We start from the raw sequence: 21,464 nt of genomic DNA, 5'->3' as shown, positions 1-21,464 counted from the left end.
GCCTCGGTACCGGCGGTGGTGCTGGTGCCGCTGTCGCTCGGGGACTCGGGGACGGCTTCATCGCGGTCACCGGCGCTTCTGGGAGAGCTCGAACACCTCGGCCGCCAGCCGGGTTGCGGCCAGCCGCGTCGGCCGGGCGAGCAGTTCGGTGCGCAGGGCCCCGCCCGCCGCCAGATGCCGGTCGTAGGGCAGGACGTGGACGTTCGCACCGGTGGACCGGAGCCGGTCCGCGGCCGCCTCCACGTCGATGCCGGGCCGTGCCACCGTGCTGGACAGGACGACCACGGTCCCGGCGATCACATGACGGGGCAGCCCCTGCAGCCACTGCAGCACCGCGTACGTGCTCGTGACGCCGTCCAGCGTGGCGGGGGCGGCCAGCACACGGGCCTGGGAGGCCGTGAGGGCGACCCGGGCGACCTCGGCGGGAAGCGTCTCGCAGTCGACCACGGTCACGCTGAAGTAGCGGCGCAGCGCCACCATGACCCGTTCGTACGTGGCGGTGTCCAGCATCGCCCCGATCCGGCCCTGGCTGCCGGGCAGCAGCCAGGCGTTTTCGGGGAGCTGGACGAGATAGCCGGTGACGTCGAGCAGCGACATCTGCGGCTCCACGATGTCCGCGAGATCGGCCGTGGTCCACCGCAGCGTCTCGGCACCGAGCCGCAACGGCAGCGAGCCGAGGGCCGGATCGGCCTCGACGAGGAGGACCGGGTCCTGGCGGTAGTGCGCGTACGCCGTGCCGAGCAGCGCGGCGACGGTCGTCTTGCCCGCACCGCCCCGGATGGACGTGACGGCGATCTGCCGCCCGGTCGTCACCGGCCGCTGAAGCACCTCGGCGGTACGGGTGATCTCGGCGACCTCGCGCGCGGCAGAGGAGGAAACGATTCGGCGCAGGGCGCGCGAGGCCCGTACGGCGAGCGACTCACCCTGCCGCGGCCGCCGCGCCGTGCCGGCCAGCTCCCGGTCCACCACCGCCCGCGAGTCCGGTGCGCCGAGGGGCCGGGCGCCCTGCGCCTGCACCTGCACCTGCGCCGGCGCAGGTGCAAGCGCCTGGGCCTGGGCCTGGATCTGGGCCCGGACCGGCGCCGGTGCCGTCCGTTCGCCGGTGTCCGCCGTGCCCGGCCTGCCTGTCGTGCCCGTTGTGCCCTGCGGGGCGGCGGTGCCGCTCAGGTCGCGCAGCACATCGCTCTGCCAGTTGTCCGCGTTCGGCATGTCTGTCCTTCATCCCCGCTTCGATGCCCCGCCCGGAGCGCCCGCGCATGTGGTGTCAGTCGTCAGAACTTGTTGAGCAGCTGCCCGTACATGCCGAACACGCCGACGGTGAGCGGGAAGAGCCCCACCACGCCGATGGACTCGACGAGGTCGGCGGTGCGCCGCAGCCGGACCCGTACGTGCTCCGGCGGCTCCACCGCCAGCGCGAGCAGGGGCAGCAGCGCCGCCGCGCACAGCACGGCGATGGGCCCGGCGCCCCCGGCGTGATCCATCCAGAGCATCACCAGACGGACGACGAGGACCGCGGCGGCCGCGGAGAGCGCCACCACCTCGGCCACCAGCGGGAACGCGCGGGCCCGGGACAGGAGCACCACCGCGACGAGCGAGGCCAGCAGCACGGTCCACACGGTCGGCCGGCCGGCCAGGGTGAGGAGCCAGCCCGCGGCGGCCGCCGACACCGAGGTGGCGAGGGTCGCGAGGGCGAGCCCGCGATGCGTGGCGGCCAGCGCGTTGCCGACGTCGTGACGGCTGACGGACACCCCGCCCGAGCGCCGGTCGTCGAGCGCGGTGAGCCCCGAAGCCATCAGGGCGATCCGGGGCAGCACGCCGAGCAGCACCACGGAGACCACGGCCATCACGGCACCGAGCCGGGCGACGTCCGACGTGACGGCGGCGACGGCCTCCCAGACCACGGTCAGGGAGGCCGTCGCCATGGCGCCGATGAGGCCGCCCCGGCCCAGCGGTGAGAAGAAGCCGAGCAGCGCCAGCGACAGGGTCACCGCGCCCGCCACGGCGGCCAGCCGGAGCGCCCCGGACCAGTTGTACGCGTCGGCGGCCGTCCAGGCCGTGAGGATCCCGAGCACGCTGGAGGCGAGCAACAGCGCGGTCGCCAGACCGCGGTTGCCCCGCCCGAGCCGGGCGACGAGCGCACCGGCCACCAGCAGGACGACGGTGACGGCCGCCAGGGCGCCCGCCAGCGGGGTGAGCGGGAACTCGCTGCGGGCGAGCAGCGCGGCGATCACCGCGAAGGCCACCGTCGTCGCCCCCGCGGCGGCCCGCCGTGCGGCCGGACGCCAGCGCCAGGCCTGCATGTCGAGGTTGTCGGCCACCTGGTCCGTGACGTCGTGGACCACCGGTGCGGGCGGCGCGGCGTGGGTCCGGACGAGCCGCAGCACGGCGCCGTCGCCGATCCCGGCCGACGCCAGGGTGCTGTCGTGCGGAAGGGCCGAGCCGTCCGCGGTGAGCAACTGCCGGGTCAACGGCCGCGATGCGGCCCGGTCGTCCAGCAACTGCAGGATGTCCGGAAGGAGTTGACCGACAGGAGTGTCGGAGGGCAGCACGATGTCGGCCCGACGCCGCTCACCCACCAGGGTCACCCGGCTCATTTCCGCCCGGGAAGTCATTGCTGTACTCACCACTTACGAAAACCTATCATCGCGATTTCCCGGAATTTCGGGCCAATTGGGCAAAGCGAACCAAGCGAACCAAGCGAACCAAGCGAATGGAGCGGTCCGCGGTCCCGTGGAATCCGGTCTCGGTGAATCCCGGCGCACGCACGAGCGCTGCCTACGGCTGCGCCGGCCTCGTCGAACCGGCCGGGGCCGAGGGCGTGGGCGAGGGCTGCTCGTACTGCTGCGCCTGCCGCTGCTGTTTCTCCTGCTCGGCCTTCTGCTTGTCCAGGGTGTGCTGGAGGAACGACCACCCCACGCACCCCGCGCACAGCACCGCCGTGATCGCGATCCCCGCGAACACCTTCCCGAGGCGTTCGTCCGCCGTTCGCCGGGCGCGCTGGGCGCCGAACAGGAGCGCGTCCCGCATCCGGCGCCGGCGTACCCCCACCGATTCCAGCAGTTGGCTGTCGTAATCCCGTGCCATTCGGCCCCCCCTTTGCCACTGCAATATGTCATGTGCCGACGGGCGGGACACATCAGGGTGGCCGGAACGGGACCTCCGTATGCCTGGTGCGTGCGGGATCACTCCTGGCGCAGGGCGAGCCACAACTCCGTACGTACGTCCATGTCGTCGAGATCCGCTTCCAGCAACACCCCGCACCGCGCGATGCGTTGACGGACCGTGTTGCGGTGGACGGACAGGGCCACCGCCGTGCGGTCCCAGCTGCCGTGCAGGGAGAGCCAGCACCGCAGGGTCTCGGCGAGCGGCTCGGTGAGCGGGGCGAGCAGGGCGCGGGCGTGCGCCTCCGCAGCCTCCCTCGGGATCAGCGCGGCCAGTCCGCGGCCGGTGTCCGCGCGGTGGTACGAGAGCGGGGTGCGGGTCGCCTCCGCGCGGCCGAGGGCGCGTGCGGCCCGGGCGTCGGCCACGTCCAGCGCGGTGATCGCGGCGGGGGCGGACGCGCCGAGTGTCCAGCCGGGCTGCGGGGTGATCCGGTCGCCGCCGGGCACCAGCACCCGTACCGCGTCGCGGCCCCGGCCCGCGTCGACCAGCGCCGAGCCCAGGGCCGCACCGAGAGCGCCCGCGGTGAGCGGGTCCGGCGCCGCCCCGCCGCTGCGGCGCGCGTGCACCACCGTCCACTGCTCCGCGCCGCCCAGCAGCGGGGCGACGCCCGCCGGGTCCGCGCCCAGCAGCAGCCGGACCAGCGCCGCCGAGCGGCCCGCGGCGTCGGCGCCCTGGTGCGGGGCGGCCAGCAGGGAGAGCAGCACGACCGCGATGCCGGCCACCGTGTGGTCGCCCGGCTCGCGCCGCTCCGTCGCCAGCGTCAGGACGAGCCCCTGCCCGCCGCCGAGCGCGTACGCGGCGAGATGGGTGGTGCCCAGGGTGTCGGTGGCCGAGGCGGGCGCGGGGCGCAGGACCGGTGCGACCACCCGGGAGAGCCGGGTGAGCGCGGCCCGTACATCGGGGGCCGGCGTCCGGCCCGCCGCGTGCAGCTCCTCGCCGTCGGCCGTGAGCAGGGCCGCCCGCCCCTCCAGCTGGGCCGCCAGCTGGTGCAGCACGGCCGGTACCGGATCGGTCCTGGCCGCCGCCGTCGCCAGGGCCTGCTGGGCCCGCGTCACCCGGCGCAGCTCGCGCAGCCGGGCCTCCGCCATCAGCCGCCACACCGCGCGGGCGATCGCCGTGAACGGGGTCTTCGGCGGCACCTCGATCAGCGGCAGCCCGTACCGGTCGCACGCCGCGACCAGCTCCGCGGGCACCGTCTCGTGCACCGGCCGCACCCCGAAACCCAGCGCCGCCGCCCCCGCCTCGACCAGCCGGGACACATAGGTGTCCGGGTCCGTGAGCAGCACCCCGGCGCTCAGCAGCAGCTCGCCGCCGAGCAGGTACGGGTACGGGTCGGCCATCTCCGAGGTGTGCACCCACAGCAGCTCCGCCTCCGGCGGCCCCGCGATGCCGCGCAGCCCGAGCTCCTCCCGGGCGAGCAGCTCGGTCAGCCGGATGGGCGGGGTCGGCGGTGCCGTCGGTCCTGCGGGGAGTTCCGGCATGGATGGTTCATCCGTTCAGTGCGGCGAGAATGGATGAAACGTACACTTCAGGCCGGCTGTCCGGCCGCCTAGCGTCATCAGCGGACCCGTGTGCCCGCTTCCGTGCCGTTCCGGGAGATCCGGCACACTCGAAGCAGCGCGTCATCGAAGGAAAGGCCAGCCACCCCATGAGCAGCACAGAAACGCCGCGCGGACCCGTCGACTCCTCCCGCGTCCCGCGGTACGCGGGGCCGGCGACGTTCGCCCGGCTGCCCCGGCTCGACGAGGTCGGCCGGGCCGATGTCGCCGTGGTCGGCGTGCCCTTCGACAGCGGGGTCTCCTACCGGCCCGGCGCCCGGTTCGGCGGCAACGCGATCCGGGAGGCCTCGCGGCTGCTCCGCCCGTACAACCCGGCACAGGACGCCTCGCCGTTCGCCCTCGCGCAGGTCGCCGACGCCGGTGACATCGCGGCCAACCCGTTCAACATCAACGAGGCCGTCGAGACGATCGAGGCCGCGGCCGACGAGCTGCTCGGCACCGGCGCCCGCCTGATGACGCTCGGCGGCGACCACACCATCGCGCTGCCGCTGCTGCGTTCCGTCGCCAAGAAGCACGGCCCCGTCGCGCTGCTCCACTTCGACGCGCACCTCGACACCTGGGACACCTACTTCGGCGCCGAGTACACCCACGGCACCCCCTTCCGCCGGGCCGTCGAGGAGGGCATCCTCGACACCTCCGCGCTCTCCCACGTCGGCACCCGCGGCCCGCTGTACGGCAAGCAGGACCTCACCGACGACGCCAAGATGGGCTTCGGGATCGTGACCTCCGCCGACGTCATGCGGCGCGGCGTCGACGAGATCGCCGACCAGCTCCGGCAGCGCATCGGTGACCGCCCGCTCTACATCTCCATCGACATCGACGTCCTGGACCCGGCGCACGCCCCCGGCACCGGCACCCCGGAGGCCGGCGGCCTCACCTCCCGCGAGCTGCTCGAAATCGTGCGCGGGCTGTCCTCCTGCAACCTGGTCTCCGCCGACCTGGTCGAGGTCGCCCCCGCGTACGACCACGCCGAGATCACGTCCGTCGCCGCCTCGCACACCGCGTACGAGCTGACGACGATCATGACCCGCCAGATCGCGGAGGCCGGGCAGGAGAAGAAGGAGGCCGGGCAGAAGTGAGCCACGACCACCACGACGAACGGCCCGAGCTCACCCCCGCGCAGATCACCGCCGCGCTGAACCCCCCGCCCGGCCGCAACGGCGGCGACCTCGTCGTCGAGACCCTCCAGGGCCTCGGCGCGACCACCGTCTTCGGGCTGCCGGGACAGCACGCGCTGGGCATGTTCGACGCGCTGCGCCGCTCCTCCCTCCGCTACGTCGGCCTGCGCGTCGAGAACAACGCGGGCTTCGCCGCCGACGCCTACGGGCGCATCACCGGCGAGGTCGCCCCGCTCCTGCTGTCCACCGGGCCCGGCGCGCTCACCTCGCTCGCCGCGCTCCAGGAGGCGGCCAGCGCGTCCGCCCCCGTGCTGGCCGTATCCAGCCAGATCCCGACCGCGGGGCTCGGCGGCGGACGCCACGGCTACCTGCACGAACTGCGCGACCAGCAGGCGTCGTTCCGCGACATCGTGAAGTCCGTCCACACGGTGCGCGCCGCCTCGCAGATCCCGTCCGCGATCGCCGCCGCCTGGGAGTCCGCGCTGACGGCTCCGCACGGCCCGGTCTGGATCGAGATCCCGCAGGACGTGCTCCTGGCCGAGACGACGCTGCCCGTCGTCACCGCGATGGACGCCACCCCGCGCGAACTGCACGCCCGCCCCGAACTCATCGCGGTGGCAGCCCACTTGCTGTCGAACGCCGAGCGGCCCGCGATCATCGCGGGGGGCGGGGTCGTACGCTCCGACGCGTCCGGGAAGCTCCGGGCGCTCGCGGAGCGGATCAGCGCCCCGGTCGTCACCACCTTCGGGGGCAAGGGCGCCTTCCCGTGGGAGCACCCGCTCTCGCTCCAGTCCTGGCTGGAGGACCGGCACACCACGGACTTCCTGGAGGACGCCGACGTCGTCCTGGTCGTCGGCTCCGGACTTGGTGAACTCTCCTCGAACTACCACACGTTCGCCCCGCGCGGCCGGGTCGTGCAGATCGAGGCGGATGCCGGGAAGCTGGAGTCCAACCACCCGGCGCTCGGCATCCACGCCGACGCCAGGGACGCCCTGGCCGACCTCCTCGAAGCGGTCACCCCCCGCGCGGACCCGGCCGCCGCAGAGCGCGTCGCCGCGGTGCTCGGCCGGGTACGGGAGAGGATCGCCGCCCAGGGACTCACCCTGGAACAGCACCTCGTCGCGGAGATCAGGGCGGCCCTGCCCGACACGTCCCCCAGCTTCTGGGACATGACGATCCTCGCCTACTGGGCCTGGTCCGCCTTCGACGCCCGCCACCCCAACACCATGCACTCGGCCCAGGGCGCCGGCGGCCTCGGCTACGGTTTCCCGGCGGCCATCGGCGCGGCGGCCGCCGACGTCACGAGGCCGGTCCTGGCGGTCTCCGGCGACGGCGGCGCGATGTACTCCCTCGCGGAACTCGCCACCGCCCGCCAGTACGACCTCCCGGTCACCTGGCTCATCGTGGACGACGGCGGCTACGGCATCCTGCGCGAGTACATGACCGGCGCCTTCGGCGAGACCACCGGGACGGAACTGTCCCGACCGGACTTCGTCGCACTCGCCGAGTCCTTCGGCGTCCCGGCGGTCCGTACGAGCCCCGAGACGCTCGCGGACGACCTGGCCAAGTCCTTCGCGCAGCCGGGCCCCTCGGTCGTCGTACTCCCGGCGCTGCTCAGGATGTTCGAGCCGACGCACCTCTGAGGGCCTCGACGCCGGCCGTGTCGCACCCGGAGCCGTAACGGGCTCCGGGCGCGGCCCGTTGATCCCGTCGCATACAACTTTCCGGCTGTCCGCGAGTCATCTCTGACAGGCGTGCCGGGGGGCGCGCCCGCAGCAATCACTCAGGGGACAGGGAACGCATCAATGACCACACCTCACATATCCCGCCGTGCTCGCGGCGCGCTCTGCGCCGCGCTGGCCACCGGCGTGCTCGCACCCGTGGCGCTCTGCGCGGCGCCCGCCGCCGCCGCGACGCCGACGGCGAGCTGCACCTCGGGCCGGTCCGGACTCGCCGCCAAGCTGTCCAAGGACATCACCGCGGCGCTCAAGGGGCGCAAGTCGACCACCGCGGTGGCGCTCCAGGACCGCACCACCGGCACGACGTGCACGCTGCGGTCCACATCGAAGTACGACTCCGCGAGCGTCGTGAAGGCGACCGTGCTGGCCACGCTGCTCTGGGACAGCGCCAAGCACAACCGCCACCTCACCCAGCGCGAGACCAGCCTCAGCACCGCCATGATCACCAAGTCCGACAACAACGCCACCACCGGCCTGTGGAAGCAGCTCGGCGCCGCCAAGGTCGCGGCGTTCCTCAAGGCGGCCGGCATGACACACACCACACCCGGGTCCGGCGGCTACTGGGGGCTCACCCAGATCACCGCGCAGGACGAGCAGCGGCTGCTGAGCCTGCTCACCGCGAAGAACTCCGTGCTCAGCGACAACGCACGCGCCTACGAGCTCGGGCTGATGCGCAAGGTCATTTCCTCGCAGCGCTGGGGAACACCCTCCGGAGCCCCGGCCACGGCCACCGTCCAGCTCAAGAACGGCTGGCTCCAGCGGTCCACCCACGGCTGGCGGGTGCACAGCATCGGCGCCTTCACGGGCAACGGCCACGACTACGTGCTCACGGTGCTCACCCAGGACAACAAGACGATGAGCGACGGCGTCAACACCATCCAGGCGGTCGCGCGGGCCGTGCACAAGGACCTGAACCCGCGCGTCATCAGGTCGAGGCCCGCGAACCAGTAGCCGGCGACCGGCCCGGGCCCCTGGTCGCTCCATTGAGGAGCGGGCTGCGCCGATGGTCCCGTAATTTGTTGCGGAGGGATGAAATCCGCAACCGGCCGCGTTGGTGCCTTGCGGCAGAGCAGGTCGAACGGGAGGCATCGGGTGTCGGACGCAGGGGAGACAGGCGACGGGCCACAGCCCCGTGGCTGGGCGCGCAGGCTGATCGGCTACGCCTGGCGCTACCGGCGCAACGTGCTGCTGGCGCTCGGCTCGTCACTCGCCGGAATGGCGGTGATGGCCCTCGTCCCGCTGATCACCAAGGTGATCATCGACGACGTGGTCGGCAACCACACCCGCTCCCTCGCCGTCTGGACCGGACTGCTCATAGGGGCCGCCGCGCTCGTGTACGTCTCCACGTACATCCGCCGCTACTACGGCGGCCGGCTGGCCCTGGACGTCCAGCACGATCTGCGGACCGAGATCTACCGGACGATCACCCGTCTGGACGGGAAGCGCCAGGACGAGCTGTCCACCGGACAGGTCGTCGGGCGCGCCACCAGCGACCTCCAGCTGATCCAGGGGCTGCTGTTCATGCTCCCGATGACCATCGGGAACGTCCTGCTCTTCCTGCTCTCCCTGGTGATCATGGCGTGGCTCTCGCCGCTGCTGACCCTCGTCGCCGTCGCCGTCGCCCCCGCACTCTGGTACATCGCCCGCCGCTCCCGCACCCGGCTCTTCCCCGCCACCTGGTACGCCCAGTCGCAGGCCGCGGCCGTCGCCGGAGTCGTCGACGGAGCCGTCTCCGGCGTCCGCGTCGTCAAGGGGTTCGGGCAGGAGGACCAGGAGACCGGCAAGCTGCGCGAGGTCGGACGCCGGCTCTTCGCCGGCCGGCTGCGCACCGTCCGGCTGAACTCCCGCTACACCCCCGCCCTGCAGGCCGTCCCCGCGCTCGGCCAGGTCGCCATGCTGGCCCTCGGCGGCTGGCTCGCCACGCGCGGCGAGATCACCCTCGGTACGTTCGTCGCGTTCTCCACGTACCTCGCCCAGCTCGTCGGCCCGGTCCGGATGCTCGCCATGGTCCTCACCGTGGGACAGCAGGCCCGCGCCGGTGTGGAACGCGTACTGGAACTGATCGACACCGAGCCGACGATGCGGGACGGCACCAAGCAGCTCCCCACCGATGCCCCGGGCAGCGTCGAGTTCGACGACGTGCGCTTCGGCTACGACGAGGACCGCCCCGTCCTCGACGGCTTCTCGCTGACCATCGAGCCCGGCGAGACCGTCGCCGTCGTCGGCGCGTCCGGCAGCGGCAAGTCCACCGTCTCGATGCTGCTCCCGCGCTTCTACGACGTGACGCACGGCGCCGTCCTGGTCGGCGGCCACGACGTCCGCGAGCTGACCCTCGACTCGCTGCGGGCCGCCATCGGCCTCGTACCGGAGGACAGCTTCCTGTTCTCCGACTCCATCCGCGCCAACATCGCCTACGGGCTCCCGGACGCCACCGACGAACAGATCGAGCAGGCCTCCCGCGCCGCCCAGGCCCACCGCTTCATCGCCGAACTGCCCAAGGGGTACGACACCGAGGTCGGCGAGCACGGGCTGACCCTCTCCGGCGGCCAGCGCCAGCGCGTCGCCCTCGCCCGCGCCATCCTCACCGACCCCCGGCTGCTCCTCCTCGACGACGCCACCTCCGCCGTCGACGCCCGTGTCGAGCACGAGATCCACGAGGCGCTGCGCCAGGTGATGGCGGGCCGCACGACGCTGCTGATCGCCCACCGCCGCTCCACCCTCAACCTCGCCGACCGGATCGCCGTCCTGGAGAACGGCCGGCTCGCCGACATCGGCACGCACGAGGAGCTGGAGCTCCGCTGCGCGCTCTACCGGCGCCTGCTCACCGACCCGGACGAGCTCGGCGGCACCTCGCCCGGCCACCAGCCGGTCGCCGCCGCCGCCGACCCCGTGGACGACCGCGCGCTCCAGGAGGAGCTGGACGCCGAATTCGACGCCGAGCGCGGCATCACCCCCGAGCTGTGGGTCCGCAAGGAGGGGGGCCGGGAGACCGACGCGGCCGGCACGCCCGCCACCCCCGAGCTCCTCGCCCAGGTCGACGCCCTGCCCCCGGCGACCGACACCCCGGACATCGACGAGGCCCGTGCCGTGCACGCCGAGGAGTCCTACGGGCTGCGCCGGCTGCTGCGCGGCTTCGGACTCCCGCTGCTGGCGAGCCTCGCCCTGGTGGCCCTGGACGCCGGATCGGGACTGCTCCTCCCGGTGCTGATCAGGAACGGCATCGACCAGGGCGTCACCCAGCTGGCGCTGGGCGCGGTCTGGACGGCCTCCGCCCTCGGCCTGCTCGTCGTCCTCGTGCAGTGGGTGGCCCAGACCGGTGAGACCCGGATGACGGGCCGCACCGGCGAGCGGATGCTCTACTCGCTGCGGCTGAAGATCTTCGCGCAGCTCCAGCGCCTCGGTCTCGACTACTACGAGCGCGAGCTGACCGGCCGGATCATGACCCGGATGACGACGGACGTGGACGCGCTGTCCACGTTCCTGCAGACCGGTCTGGTCACGGCCTTCGTCTCCGTCGTCACCTTCTTCGGGATCATGGTCGCGCTGCTCGTCCTGGACGTCGAACTGGCGCTGGTGGTCTTCGCGACCCTCCCGGTGCTGGTCATCGGCACGTTCTTCTTCCGCCGCAAGAGCGTCGAGGCCTACGAGCTGGCCCGTGAGCGCATCAGCGCCGTCAACGCCGACCTCCAGGAGTCCGTCTCCGGGCTGCGGATCGTGCAGGCCTTCCGCCGCGAGCGGGACGGCGCCGAACGGTTCGCCGGGCGCAGCGACTACTACCGCGAGGCCCGGGTCCGCGGCCAGTGGCTGATCTCGGTCTACTTCCCGTTCGTCCAGCTGCTGTCGTCGGTGGCCGCGGCCGCCGTGCTGATCGTCGGGGCCGGCCGGGTCGACAACCACACGCTCACCACGGGTGCGCTCGTCGCCTACCTGCTCTACATCGACCTGTTCTTCGCGCCCGTGCAGCAGCTCTCCCAGGTCTTCGACGGCTACCAGCAGGCCACGGTCTCGCTGGGACGGATCCAGGAGCTCCTCCAGGAGCCGACGTCCACCGCCGACGGGGACGAACCGCTGGACGTGCTGTCGCTGCGCGGCGAGATCGCGTTCGAGGACGTGTCCTTCGCGTACGGCGGCGAGGAGGCGGCGCTCACCAATGTCGACCTGCGTATCCCGGCCGGGCAGACGGTCGCGTTCGTCGGCGAGACCGGTGCGGGCAAGTCCACCCTCGTCAAGCTCGTCGCCCGGTTCTACGACCCGACGGCCGGCCGGGTCACGGCGGACGGCACCGATCTGCGCAGCCTCGGTCTCACCTCGTACCGGCACCGGCTCGGAGTCGTGCCGCAGGAGGCGTACCTCTTCGCCGGCACGGTGCGCGACGCCATCGCGTACGGGCGGCCGGAGGCCACCGACGCGGAGGTGGAGGCGGCGTCCAGGGCTGTCGGCGCGCACGACATGATCGCCACCCTGGAGGGCGGTTATCTGCACGAGGTCGCCGAGCGGGGCCGCAACCTCTCCGCCGGACAGCGGCAGCTGATCGCACTCGCCCGCGCCGAACTCGTCGACCCGGACATCCTGCTGCTCGACGAGGCCACCGCGTCGCTGGACCTCGCCAGCGAGGCGCTGGTCAACCAGGCGACCGACCGCCTCGCGGGCCGGCGCACCACTCTGGTCGTCGCCCACCGGCTGACCACCGCCGCCCGCGCCGACCGGGTCGTGGTGATGGACCACGGCCGGGTCGTCGAGGACGGCACGCACGACGAACTCCTCGCCCTGGACGGGAAGTACGCCGTGCTGTGGCGCACGTTCATCGGGGAGGACGAGCCGGCCGGGGTGTGACCGGCGGGCGCGTCCCGGCCGGTCAGCCCTGGATGGCGGAGATCTTCCCGGTCCCGAGGTCCTGCCGCACGGTCAGGTACGTGTACGTCCGGTGGGCGGTCGTGCCCCAGGTGAGGCGGACGGTCGACCAGGTGTGGCCGGCGCCGCTGTCGCCCGGGGTGACCTTGAAGCCGGCCGGGACGTCCTGGGCGCGCAGCACCCCGTCGGCGTGGTTCTTCGCCTCCCACTTCTTGAGCTCCGCGCGCAGGGCGGGCGTCAGGTAGAAGCTCCGGAGCGCGGTGGCGAGCTTGCCGCCGCCCTCCGCGGCGATGGCGTCGAGGTAGGAGCCGTAGAAGTGGGCGACCAGCTGGTCGCCCGCGTCATCGCGGCTGTGCGCCGGTGCGGCGGCCGGCGCCCCCTGCGGTGCGACCGCCGCGGCGGCGGGGACGGCGGCGACGGCCGTCAGGAGAGCGGCCGCGAGGAGCGTGCGGCCGATGACGCGGCGGCCGCGGGGGCGCTGAGGGGTGTGGAGTCGGGTCATGGGAGTGCTTTCCTTTCGGGTGGCTTGTCCTGTTGGAGCCCTCGTGTGGCGGTTCGGTTGCCCGGGATGCCGAGTGCGCCGTGTGCAACCTCCGGATGGCCTCCCGCGTCGTACGCAGATACACGTATGTGCGCTCACGCGTCGGGAAGGGGCGCATGTGTTCGATGAGGTGATGGGGTGGCTGGTGAACAGAGCGACGATCGGACGGGCCGAGGTGCCGGACGGGCGCGCGGGGCGCGGGAGCTCCCCGCGGCTGCTGGTACTGGCCCTGACCACCGTCCTCGGACTGCTCCTCGGCGGGGTCGGGGCGACCGGCGCCACCGCCGCGTCGGTCTGCGCCGGACGCCCGGCGAAGACGCTGACGTTCGGCACGGGCGAACTGCGCGTCTACCGGACCCGCTCCTACGCCTGCGCCCTCGCGGTCGCCGCCAAGCCCGGTGCGCGCCGCCGGATGTCCGTCCAGATCCAGCCGCGCGGCGGGCGCCCCGTCGTCGACAGCGGCAACTTCACCCGGCAGGCCGGACCGGTGACGGTCCATGCGCTGAACCGCTGCGTCCGGGTCTCCGGCACCATCTCGGGACGGACGGGATCCACGGGCTGGATCCTGTGCTGACGGGGTGAGCCCTGTGCTGACCGGGTGATTCGAACTGACCGGGCGGCAATGAGGTCTGGCGGCACCGGTGTTGCCCCGCTAGGTTCACGTGGTCTGTTGTGAATCAAGGGGAGGGTGTATGCGCAAGGCGCTCAGAGGTTTCCTGTCGCTCGCGATGCTCATCGGCACAGTGAGTGCGACGGGTGCCTCCGCCGGGGCGGCCACCGCCGCCGAACCGGCCGCGCTCCGTTCCGCCGTCAGTGACAGCGGTACGAGCACGGACATCAAGGACCGCATCCTGGCCATCCCGGGAATGAGCCTCGTCGAGGAGAAGCCGTATCCGGGCTACCGCTACTTCGTCCTCGACTACACCCAGCCGGTCGACCACCGGCACCCGTCCAAGGGCACGTTCCAGCAGCGGATCACCCTGCTGCACAAGGACACGTCCCGTCCGACGGTGTTCTTCACCAGCGGATACAACGTCTCCACCAACCCCAGCCGCTCCGAGCCGACCCGGATCGTGGACGGCAACCAGGTCTCGCTGGAGTACCGGTTCTTCACCCCGTCCCGCCCGTCGCCCGCCGACTGGTCCAAGCTCGACATCTGGCAGGCCGCCAGTGACCAGCACCGGGTCTTCGGCGCGCTGAAGAAGATCTACTCGAAGAACTGGCTGACCACCGGCGGTTCCAAGGGCGGTATGACGGCCACGTACTACGAGCGCTACTACCCGAAGGACATGGACGGCGTCGTCGCGTATGTCGCTCCCAACGACGTGGTCGACAAGGAGGACTCGACGTACGACCGGTTCCTGGCGAACGTCGGTACCAAGGAGTGCCGCGACAAGCTGAACGGCGTGCAGCGCGAGGCGCTGATCCGCCGCGAGCCGCTGGAGGCGAAGCTCCGGCAGTACGCCGCCGACAACGGCTACACCTTCACCACCGTCGGCTCCCTCGACAAGGCGTACGAGGCCGTCGTCCTCGACTACGTCTGGGCGTTCTGGCAGTACAGCCTGCTCGCCGACTGCGACTCGATCCCGGCCGCCGGGACCGCCACCGACCAGGCGATCTGGGACTCGGTCGACTCGATCTCCGGCTTCTCCGCCTACGCCGACCAGGGCCTGGAGAAGTACACGCCGTACTACTACCAGGCGGGCACCCAGCTCGGTTCGCCCGACATCAAGCAGCCCTGGCTCGGCAAGCTGAGCCGGTACGGCTACCAGCCGCCGCGCACGTTCGTGCCGCGCTCCATCCCGATGAAGTTCCAGCCCGGGGTGATGCGTGACATCGACAACTGGGTGAAGCACCACGCCGACCACATGCTGTACGTGTACGGGCAGAACGACCCGTACGGCGCGGAGCGCTTCCGGCTCGGCGCCGGCGCGCGTGACAGCCACGTCTTCACCGTGCCCGGCGGCAACCACGGGGCGACCGTCGCCGGTCTGGTCCCGGCCGAGAACGCCACGGCCACCGCGGCCATTCTGCGCTGGGCGGGCGTCGCCCCGGCCGCCGTCCAGACGGACCCGGCGAAGGCGAAGCCGCTCGCGAAGTTCGACGCGGTGCTCGACCAGCGGGACCTGACGACCGAGCACCGGCTCGGCCACCGGCGCCCGTAGCGGGACACGCGCCGGCGGCCACCCCCTCGGGCGGCCGCCGGCGCGGGAACCTCCGTCAGTACGAGAGGCCGTGGCCCACCGGGTACAGCACCTGCGCGGGGTCGTCCGCGCGCTGGACCGGCACCGGCAGGGTGCCCTCCGGTTCGGCGCGGCCCGCGATCACCCGGGCCGCCGCCCGCAGTTCGACATCCGTCCAGGAGTACGCGGCCAGGCTCGCCGCGTACCCCGTGCCCACCAGCTGGGCGATGTCGTACGGATTGCGGATCGCGACCGTGATCACCGGGACGCCGGTCGCGGCCAGCGCACTCACCAGGGTCCGCTGCGAACCGGTCGCCGTGACGTTGTACGTCCCCACGACCACCGCGTCCTTGCCCTGCGCGGCCGCCACCGCCGCGTCGATGTCCGCCCGGGTGGGCGCGGTGCCGGTGGACAGGGCGGTGGCCGCGTACCCCAGCTCCTTGAACTCCGCGGCCAGGGTGGCCGTCGGCGGTCCCGTCGTGCCGGACGGGGACGCCGGATCGGCCCCGACCACGAGCAGGTTGCGGTGGGAGCGGCGCGACAGCGGCAGCAGCGCGCCCTCGTTGGCCAGCAGCGTGGTCGTGTGCTCCGCGATCCGGTCGGCGGCGGCCAGGTGCGACCGGGTGCCGACGGTACGGTCCACGCCCCGGTGACTGACGAACGGGTCCTCGAACAACCCCAGCTTCGTCTTCAGCCGCAGGATGCGCAGGATCGATTCCTCGATCCGGGCCTCACTGATCTCGCCGCTCTTGACGGCCGCCAGCAGGGCGTTCCAGGAGACGTCCAGGCTGGGCGGGTTGAGCAGTTGGTCGACACCCGCCTGCACGGCGAGCACCGGCACCCGCTTGTCGCCGTACTTCGTCCGCACGCCCTCCATGCCGAGCGAGTCGGTGACCACGACGCCGTCGTACCCCAGCTCCTCGCGGAGGATTCCGGTGAGGATGGGCCGGGACAGGGTCGCCGGGTCCTCCGAGGGGTCGAGCGCGGGCACCACGATGTGCGCCGTCATGATCGAGTCGATGCCGGCGGCGATCGCGGCCCGGAACGGCGGCTCGTCCAGCTCGGCCCACTGCTCGCGGGTGTGGGTGATCACCGGCAGACCGGTGTGGCTGTCGGTGCTGGTGTCGCCGTGGCCGGGGAAGTGCTTGGCCGTGGAGGCGATCCCGGCGCTCTGGTACCCCTTCACCTGGGCGGCGACCATCCCGGCCACCGACTGCGGGTCGGAGCCGAAGGAGCGCACCCCGATCACCGGGTTGGCCGGGTTGACGTTGACGTCCGCGTCCGGGGCGTAGTTCTGGCAGATTCCGATCGCGGCCAGCTCGGCGCCCGCGATCTGCCCCGCCTTGCGGGCGTCGGAGCGCGAACCGCCGGCGCCCAGGGCCATCGCGCCCGGCATCAGTGTGGCGGGTTCGCCGACCCGGCAGACGATGCCGTGCTCCTGGTCCGTCGAGACGAGGAGCGGCAGCGGCGTGGGACCCGCCAGACCGGCACGCTGGATGCCGTTGGAGAGATCGGCGATCTGGTGCGGGTCACGGGTGTTGTGCGCCCAGGTGAAGTAGATGATGCCGCCGACGTGGTACTTGGCGATCATCTCCGCGGCGGTGCGCACGCCGATCTCGGCGAGGTTGGCGTCGATGTCGGCCTGGTCGGGCTCCGTGGCGGAGTGCCCGTAGACCCGCATGACGAACAGCTGGCCGATCTTCTCCTCCAGGCTCATCCGGGAGATGAGCCGCTTCAGCCGCCGGGTGGTGGCTGCGGAGTGGTGACTGCCGCCCGCGGACTTCTGGGCGGCGACGGCGCCGGGGGCGACTGCCGCACCCGTCGCCGCCACGACTGCGGTGGCGGCGGTGGCGGTGAGGAGGGTGCGTCTGGAGGTGCGGTGGTGCACGTGAGCTCCTTCGGCCGTACTCGGTGACGAGGGGGTGGTGAAAGAAACTTCCAAGGATCACGGATATCCAGAAAATAACTTCCGGTCAAGAGCCCCGACCGTTTGAGCGCGTCCCGCACGGGTGGGGAGGGGGACGAATCCCTCACCTCCTCCCACCTCGCCTCCTCACGTCATTCCACCCGGGCCGGCCCCGGCTGACGCAGCCCCACGCCCGGCCCGTGCGCCTGGAGCGCCGCGACCGCCGCCCTGATCGCGGGACGCCGCGCCGCCTCCGTACGCCACAGCGCGTACAGCCGGCGTACGGGCACGGGCTCGATCCGCACCTCCACCACCCCGTCCGGCAGTGGCCCGCGGCCCAGCCGAGGGATCATCGCGACGCCGAGACCGGCGGCGAGCAGGGCCAGTTGTGTGTGGTTCTCCTCGGCCTGGTGGCGGATGTCCGGCTCGTAGCCCGCCGTGCGCAGCGTCCGTACGAGCCAGTCGTGGCAGACCGTCCCCGGCGGCTGGCAGATCCACCGCTCCTTCGCCAGCTCCTCGCGGCGCACCCCGTCCCGGCCCGCCAGCCGGTGGTCCGCCGGCACCAGCAGATCGCAGAGGTCCTCCCCGATCAGCGCCTGCGCGACACCGTCCGGGGCGGGCAGCGGTGCGATGTCCCAGTCGTGCGCGACGGCCAGGTCGATCACGCCCTTGGCCACCAGGTCGACCGAGAGGTGCGGATCGACCTCGGTCATCCGGACGTCCAGGGCCGGGTGCTCGCGGTCCAGCTCCGCCAGCACCCCGGGCAGCAGTCCGCGCGCGGCCGAGGCGAACGCGCCGATCGACAGCCGCCCTGTCGGCAGCCCCCTGCGCTCCTCAAGGCTTGTCTCCGCGCGTTCCACGATGGCCAGCAACTCCTGTGCGGTGGCGGCCAGCCGGACCGCCTCCTCGGTGAGGGCCACCCCCCGGCCGCGCCGCTCCAGCAGCGTCGTACGGGTCTCCCGCTCCAGCTTGGTGATCTGCTGCGAGACCGCCGACGGGGTGTAGCCGAGCGCCGCCGCGGCGCCCGCGACGGAGCCGTGGACGGAGATGGCGTGCAGCGCGCGCAGCCGGGAGAGATCGAGCACCGGAGCCTCCTGGAACCCATCGATTCATTAGCAACACTCAATTTCACCATGAAGAAATCCGCGCTGGTGCTAAACGGTTGATGCGGGTGATCCTCGGGACATGCGTCCCCTCCACATCGCCCTGGCCGCCCTGGTGGCCGCCGTCTGGGGTGTCAACTTCGTCGTCATCGAGCTCGGGCTCGACCACTTCCCGCCGCTGCTCTTCTCCGCCCTGCGCTTCCTGGTCGCGGCACTGCCCGCGGTGTTCCTCGTCGGCCGGCCGAAGGTCGCCTGGAAGTGGATCGTGGGGGTGGGGCTGGCCCTGGGCGTGGCCAAGTTCGGCCTGCTGTTCATCGGCATGGACCGGGGCACGGGGGCCGGGCTGTCCTCCCTGGTGCTCCAGGTGCAGGCGGTCTTCACCGCGCTCTTCGCGGCGCTCGCACTCGGTGAACGGCCGGGCAGGACAAGGGTGCTGGGGATGGCGGTGGCCCTCGCCGGGATCGGTGTCGCCGCCGTGGACGAGGGGGCGGACGGGCCCGTGCTCGCCTTCGTCCTGGTGATCGCGGCGGCCGCCTGCTGGGGCGTGTCCAACGTGCTGACCCGGAAGGCCGCCCCGCCCGACGCCCTCAACTTCATGGTCTGGGTCTCCACCGTCCCGGTGCTGCCGCTGCTCGGGCTCTCGCTCCTCTTCGAGGGGTGGGACCGCGATACGGAGGCGCTCGCCGCGCTCGACTGGAGCGGAGCCGGGATCATCGTCTACGTCGCCTGGATCACCACGGTGTTCGGCTTCGGGGCGTGGGGTTTCCTGCTGAGCCGGTACCCGGCGTCGTCGGTCGCCCCGTTCACCCTGCTCGTCCCCGTCTTCGGGATGTCGTCGGCCGCCCTGCTGCTCGACGAGTCGGTGAGCCCGCTGCGGTGGTGCGCGGCGGCGCTGCTGGTCGGCGGTGTCGCGCTGACCTCGCTCGCCGGGGCGCGGCGCCCCCGCCCCGCCACCCCTGAGCTCGCGGAGTCGCGGGCCGCGGGGGCCGCCTGACCGCTCTACTGCTTCGGCGCACCCAGCCGCAGCAGGTGCTCGCGCCCCGCGCTCAGCAGTCCGGGCAGCTCCGCCGCCTCCGGGTGCCAGCGCTTCTCGTACTCCCAGCAGACCCAGCTGTCCGGGTCCAGGGTGTCCAGGCAGGCCCGCAGCGGCAGCACCCCGGCGCCCAGGGCGAGGGGCTCGGTGGCCTCCGCCGACGCGATGTCCTTCACCTGGACGTAGCCCAGGTGCGGGGCCAGCACCGCATGGCTCGCGACCGGTTCCTCACCGGCCAGCCAGGTGTGCATGACGTCCCACAGCGCGCCGACGCTCCCGTGCCCCACCGTGCCCACCACACGGGCCACGGCGGCGCCCGCGCGGTGCGAGTCGTGGGTCTCCAGCAGGATGCGCACGCCCATGTCGGCGGCGTACGGAGCGGCGGCGGCCAGCCTGCGGGCCGCGGTCGCGTCCGCCGCGTCGGGGTCCTGGTCGCCGCCGCCGGGGAAGACCCGGACGTTCCGCGCGCCCAGGTCCCGGGCCAGCTCCACCAGCGCGGCGAGCTCGTCCAGCACCGGCTGGTCCTCGCCCTCGGAGGCGGCCCGGACATAGCCGGCCACGGTCAGGATCTCGATCCCGCCCCGCTTGAACTCCTCGACCACATCGGCCCGCTCCAGCATCGAGAGGCCGGGGTGCACCGGCTCCTCCGGGTGGGCGCGCAGCTCCACCCCCTGGTAGCCGTGTTCGGCGGCGAGCCGGACGACCTCGGGTATCGGCAGCCCCGGCACCCCGAGGGTGGAGAAAGCGAGCTTCACGTGCGTGTCCTTCCGTCGTCTGCGCCGGCCGTGGCTCGCGGAGCCCGGTTCAGCAGGGCTCCCGGAGCAACTGCTCCAGGTTACCCAGCAGTCTCAGCGCGTCCGCCCGCTGCCGCGGCCCCAGCCGCTCGCCCCCCTCCCGCCGTTCGCGGTCGGCCGGTGCGAACGACACCACGCGCAGCGCCGCGGCCGCCTGCCGGGCGAACATCGCGAGCAGGTCAAGCTCCCGCATCTCGGTGCGGGCGCGCGGGGACGGATCGAGCACCTCCAGGACGCCGAGCACCCGGCCGTCGCTGATCAGCGGCGCCGCCATCAGCGCGCTGGGCACGAACTCGGTGGACTCGGCGAGCGACCGGTCGAAGGAGGGGGTGACGCTGAGGTCGTCCACCACCATCGGCTCCCCGGAGGTCGCCACCCAGCCCGCGATCCCGCGCCCGGCCGGGAACCGGCGGCCCACCAGGAACTCCTCGCCCTGGCCGGAGACCGCCTGGAAGACCAGCTCGTCGGTCTCCTCGTCCAGCAGGAAGACGGAGCTGGCCGCCGCGCCGAAGATCGCACGGGCCACGTCGACGACGGACTGGAGAAGCTCGTGCCGGGGCGATCTCGCCGGCGGCACCGTTCCCGGGGCGGACGCTGGTTCAGTTCTCGGAGTCATCACAGGCCTCTCCTGCCGGGATGGAAAGCCGCGGGCCGAACCGCACGTTGGCCGCGGAGAGATAGAGGGCGTTCTTGAGCTGAAAGGCCGTCATCCTCGGATGCGCCGAGAGGAGACGCGCGCACAGCCCGCTGATGTACGGGGTCGCGAAACTGTTCCCGGTGGTACGTATCGAGGTGCCGCCCAGCCAGGGAACCGTCACGTTCTGGCCGGGGGCGAAGAACTCCACCGGCGGATCGGGGTTGTAGAGGTGCATGTCCGGACTCTCTTCCTGGTGGCTGCCCACGGAGATCACCGACGCGAACCGCCACGGATAGCTCTCCACCGGCGAGTTGTGCGCGGAGGCGACGACGACCGTGCGGTTGAAGTAGGCGTGGTCGGCCAGCGCGTGCAGTTCCTCCGCGAACCGGGCGCGGGTGGTGGACAGCGACAGGTTCACCACGTCGAAGCCCTGCTCGACCGCCCACCGCAGCCCGGCGAGCAGCACGTCCCCGGTGCCGGAGAACCGCTCGCCCAGCACCCGGACGCTGTGCAGTTCGCACTCCGGTGCCGTCCGGCGGATGATGCCCGCGCACGCGGTGCCGTGACCGCAGGAGTCCCCGGTGCTGGTCGCCCTGACCTCCGTCCCGCCCGTCTCCGGGTCCTTGACGACCACCCAGGACCCGTCGACCGGGCCCACCCCCGGGTGGTCGCGCTCGACCCCCGAGTCCACCACGCAGACCCGTACCCCCCGCCCGGTGCCCGGTACGGCCGCGCCGTCGCCCGGTCCGGGACCGGGGTCCGCGAGGACCGCCACGTCCTGCGGGCCGCGCCCGCGCAGACTCCACGTCAGCCCCGGTGTCGTGTCCGTGGTAGCCAT

General features: G+C 72.6%; 17 protein-coding genes. 7 read left to right on the top strand and 10 right to left on the bottom strand.

Translation table 11 applies throughout. From position 1 onward, the window contains the following. Nucleotides 1-66 precede the first annotated feature (66 nt). The 4 genes from ACIQM0_RS03285 to ACIQM0_RS03270 form a co-directional block, all read right to left on the bottom strand. Nucleotides 67-1,209, bottom strand: coding sequence for a MinD/ParA family protein (locus ACIQM0_RS03285; protein ID WP_401283039.1), 1,143 nt, complete (start codon nucleotides 1,207-1,209; stop codon nucleotides 67-69). A gap of 62 nt (nucleotides 1,210-1,271) precedes the next feature. Continuing rightward, nucleotides 1,272-2,612 carry a type VII secretion integral membrane protein EccD gene (gene eccD, locus ACIQM0_RS03280; RefSeq protein ID WP_401283037.1) on the bottom strand — a complete coding sequence of 447 codons (1,341 nt, stop codon included), beginning with the start codon at nucleotides 2,610-2,612 and terminating at the stop codon, nucleotides 1,272-1,274. Between the two features lie 163 nt (nucleotides 2,613-2,775). Further along, nucleotides 2,776-3,084 (bottom strand): hypothetical protein, encoded by a 309-nt coding sequence (locus ACIQM0_RS03275; protein WP_401283035.1) that lies wholly within the window; start codon nucleotides 3,082-3,084, stop codon nucleotides 2,776-2,778. 98 nt (nucleotides 3,085-3,182) lie between these two features. Further along, nucleotides 3,183-4,643 carry a PucR family transcriptional regulator gene (locus ACIQM0_RS03270; protein ID WP_401283033.1) on the bottom strand — a complete coding sequence of 487 codons (1,461 nt, stop codon included), beginning with the start codon at nucleotides 4,641-4,643 and terminating at the stop codon, nucleotides 3,183-3,185. A gap of 167 nt (nucleotides 4,644-4,810) precedes the next feature. Between ACIQM0_RS03270 and speB the strand changes: the two genes are divergently transcribed. The 4 genes from speB (at nucleotide 4,811) to ACIQM0_RS03250 (ending at nucleotide 12,411) form a co-directional block, all read left to right on the top strand. Then, the gene (gene speB / locus ACIQM0_RS03265) at nucleotides 4,811-5,800 is read left to right on the top strand and encodes an agmatinase (protein ID WP_401283031.1); all 990 of its coding nucleotides are present in this window, start codon (nucleotides 4,811-4,813) and stop codon (nucleotides 5,798-5,800) included. Beyond that, nucleotides 5,797-7,482, top strand: a complete 1,686-nt coding sequence (locus ACIQM0_RS03260; protein ID WP_401283029.1) for a thiamine pyrophosphate-binding protein — start codon at nucleotides 5,797-5,799, stop codon at nucleotides 7,480-7,482. The genes speB and ACIQM0_RS03260 overlap by 4 nt, the downstream gene beginning before the upstream one ends. A gap of 162 nt (nucleotides 7,483-7,644) precedes the next feature. Beyond that, nucleotides 7,645-8,529, top strand: a complete 885-nt coding sequence (locus tag ACIQM0_RS03255; RefSeq protein ID WP_401283027.1) for a serine hydrolase — start codon at nucleotides 7,645-7,647, stop codon at nucleotides 8,527-8,529. Between the two features lie 141 nt (nucleotides 8,530-8,670). After that, on the top strand, nucleotides 8,671-12,411 hold the full coding sequence (locus tag ACIQM0_RS03250) for an ABC transporter ATP-binding protein (protein ID WP_401283025.1): 3,741 nt from the start codon (nucleotides 8,671-8,673) through the stop codon (nucleotides 12,409-12,411). A gap of 22 nt (nucleotides 12,412-12,433) precedes the next feature. On the opposite strand, the gene ACIQM0_RS03245 is transcribed toward ACIQM0_RS03250, so the two are convergent. Next, the gene (locus ACIQM0_RS03245; RefSeq protein ID WP_401283024.1) at nucleotides 12,434-12,931 is read right to left on the bottom strand and encodes a hypothetical protein; all 498 of its coding nucleotides are present in this window, start codon (nucleotides 12,929-12,931) and stop codon (nucleotides 12,434-12,436) included. A 157-nt stretch (nucleotides 12,932-13,088) separates the two neighbouring features. On the opposite strand from ACIQM0_RS03245, the gene ACIQM0_RS03240 reads away from it, so the two are divergent. Together ACIQM0_RS03240 and ACIQM0_RS03235 are read left to right on the top strand one after the other, a co-directional pair. Further along, nucleotides 13,089-13,544, top strand: a complete 456-nt coding sequence (locus ACIQM0_RS03240) for a hypothetical protein (protein ID WP_401283022.1) — start codon at nucleotides 13,089-13,091, stop codon at nucleotides 13,542-13,544. Between the two features lie 118 nt (nucleotides 13,545-13,662). Continuing rightward, nucleotides 13,663-15,135 (top strand): S28 family serine protease, encoded by a 1,473-nt coding sequence (locus ACIQM0_RS03235; protein WP_401283020.1) that lies wholly within the window; start codon nucleotides 13,663-13,665, stop codon nucleotides 15,133-15,135. A gap of 55 nt (nucleotides 15,136-15,190) precedes the next feature. Here ACIQM0_RS03235 and ACIQM0_RS03230 read toward each other — a convergent pair whose 3' ends face one another. Together ACIQM0_RS03230 and ACIQM0_RS03225 are read right to left on the bottom strand one after the other, a co-directional pair. Then, the gene (locus tag ACIQM0_RS03230; RefSeq protein ID WP_401283018.1) at nucleotides 15,191-17,041 is read right to left on the bottom strand and encodes a glycoside hydrolase family 3 protein; all 1,851 of its coding nucleotides are present in this window, start codon (nucleotides 17,039-17,041) and stop codon (nucleotides 15,191-15,193) included. Between the two features lie 170 nt (nucleotides 17,042-17,211). Further along, nucleotides 17,212-18,144: a LysR substrate-binding domain-containing protein gene (locus ACIQM0_RS03225; protein ID WP_401283016.1), complete on the bottom strand. Its 933-nt coding sequence runs from the start codon at nucleotides 18,142-18,144 to the stop codon at nucleotides 17,212-17,214. Between the two features lie 100 nt (nucleotides 18,145-18,244). Between ACIQM0_RS03225 and ACIQM0_RS03220 the strand changes: the two genes are divergently transcribed. Beyond that, the gene (locus tag ACIQM0_RS03220) at nucleotides 18,245-19,156 is read left to right on the top strand and encodes an EamA family transporter (protein WP_401283014.1); all 912 of its coding nucleotides are present in this window, start codon (nucleotides 18,245-18,247) and stop codon (nucleotides 19,154-19,156) included. Between the two features lie 5 nt (nucleotides 19,157-19,161). Here ACIQM0_RS03220 and ACIQM0_RS03215 read toward each other — a convergent pair whose 3' ends face one another. Genes ACIQM0_RS03215 through ACIQM0_RS03205 form a run of 3 tightly spaced genes read right to left on the bottom strand, consistent with a single transcriptional unit; the run spans nucleotide 19,162 to nucleotide 21,464 of the window. After that, nucleotides 19,162-19,950 (bottom strand): sugar phosphate isomerase/epimerase family protein, encoded by a 789-nt coding sequence (locus tag ACIQM0_RS03215; RefSeq protein ID WP_401283012.1) that lies wholly within the window; start codon nucleotides 19,948-19,950, stop codon nucleotides 19,162-19,164. Nucleotides 19,951-19,999: 49 nt separating this feature from the next. Next, on the bottom strand, nucleotides 20,000-20,605 hold the full coding sequence (locus tag ACIQM0_RS03210; RefSeq protein ID WP_401283010.1) for a GAF domain-containing protein: 606 nt from the start codon (nucleotides 20,603-20,605) through the stop codon (nucleotides 20,000-20,002). Continuing rightward, on the bottom strand, nucleotides 20,589-21,464 hold the full coding sequence (locus ACIQM0_RS03205) for a S8 family peptidase (protein ID WP_401283008.1): 876 nt from the start codon (nucleotides 21,462-21,464) through the stop codon (nucleotides 20,589-20,591). Before ACIQM0_RS03205 ends, ACIQM0_RS03210 begins: the two co-directional genes overlap by 17 nt.

Origin of the sequence: Streptomyces sp. NPDC091387, assembly GCF_044756945.1 — a bacterium.
Taxonomy (GTDB): domain Bacteria; phylum Actinomycetota; class Actinomycetes; order Streptomycetales; family Streptomycetaceae; genus Streptomyces.
The sequence above is the reverse complement of the archived record's forward strand: the minus strand, read 5'-3'. Positions and strand labels throughout refer to the sequence as shown.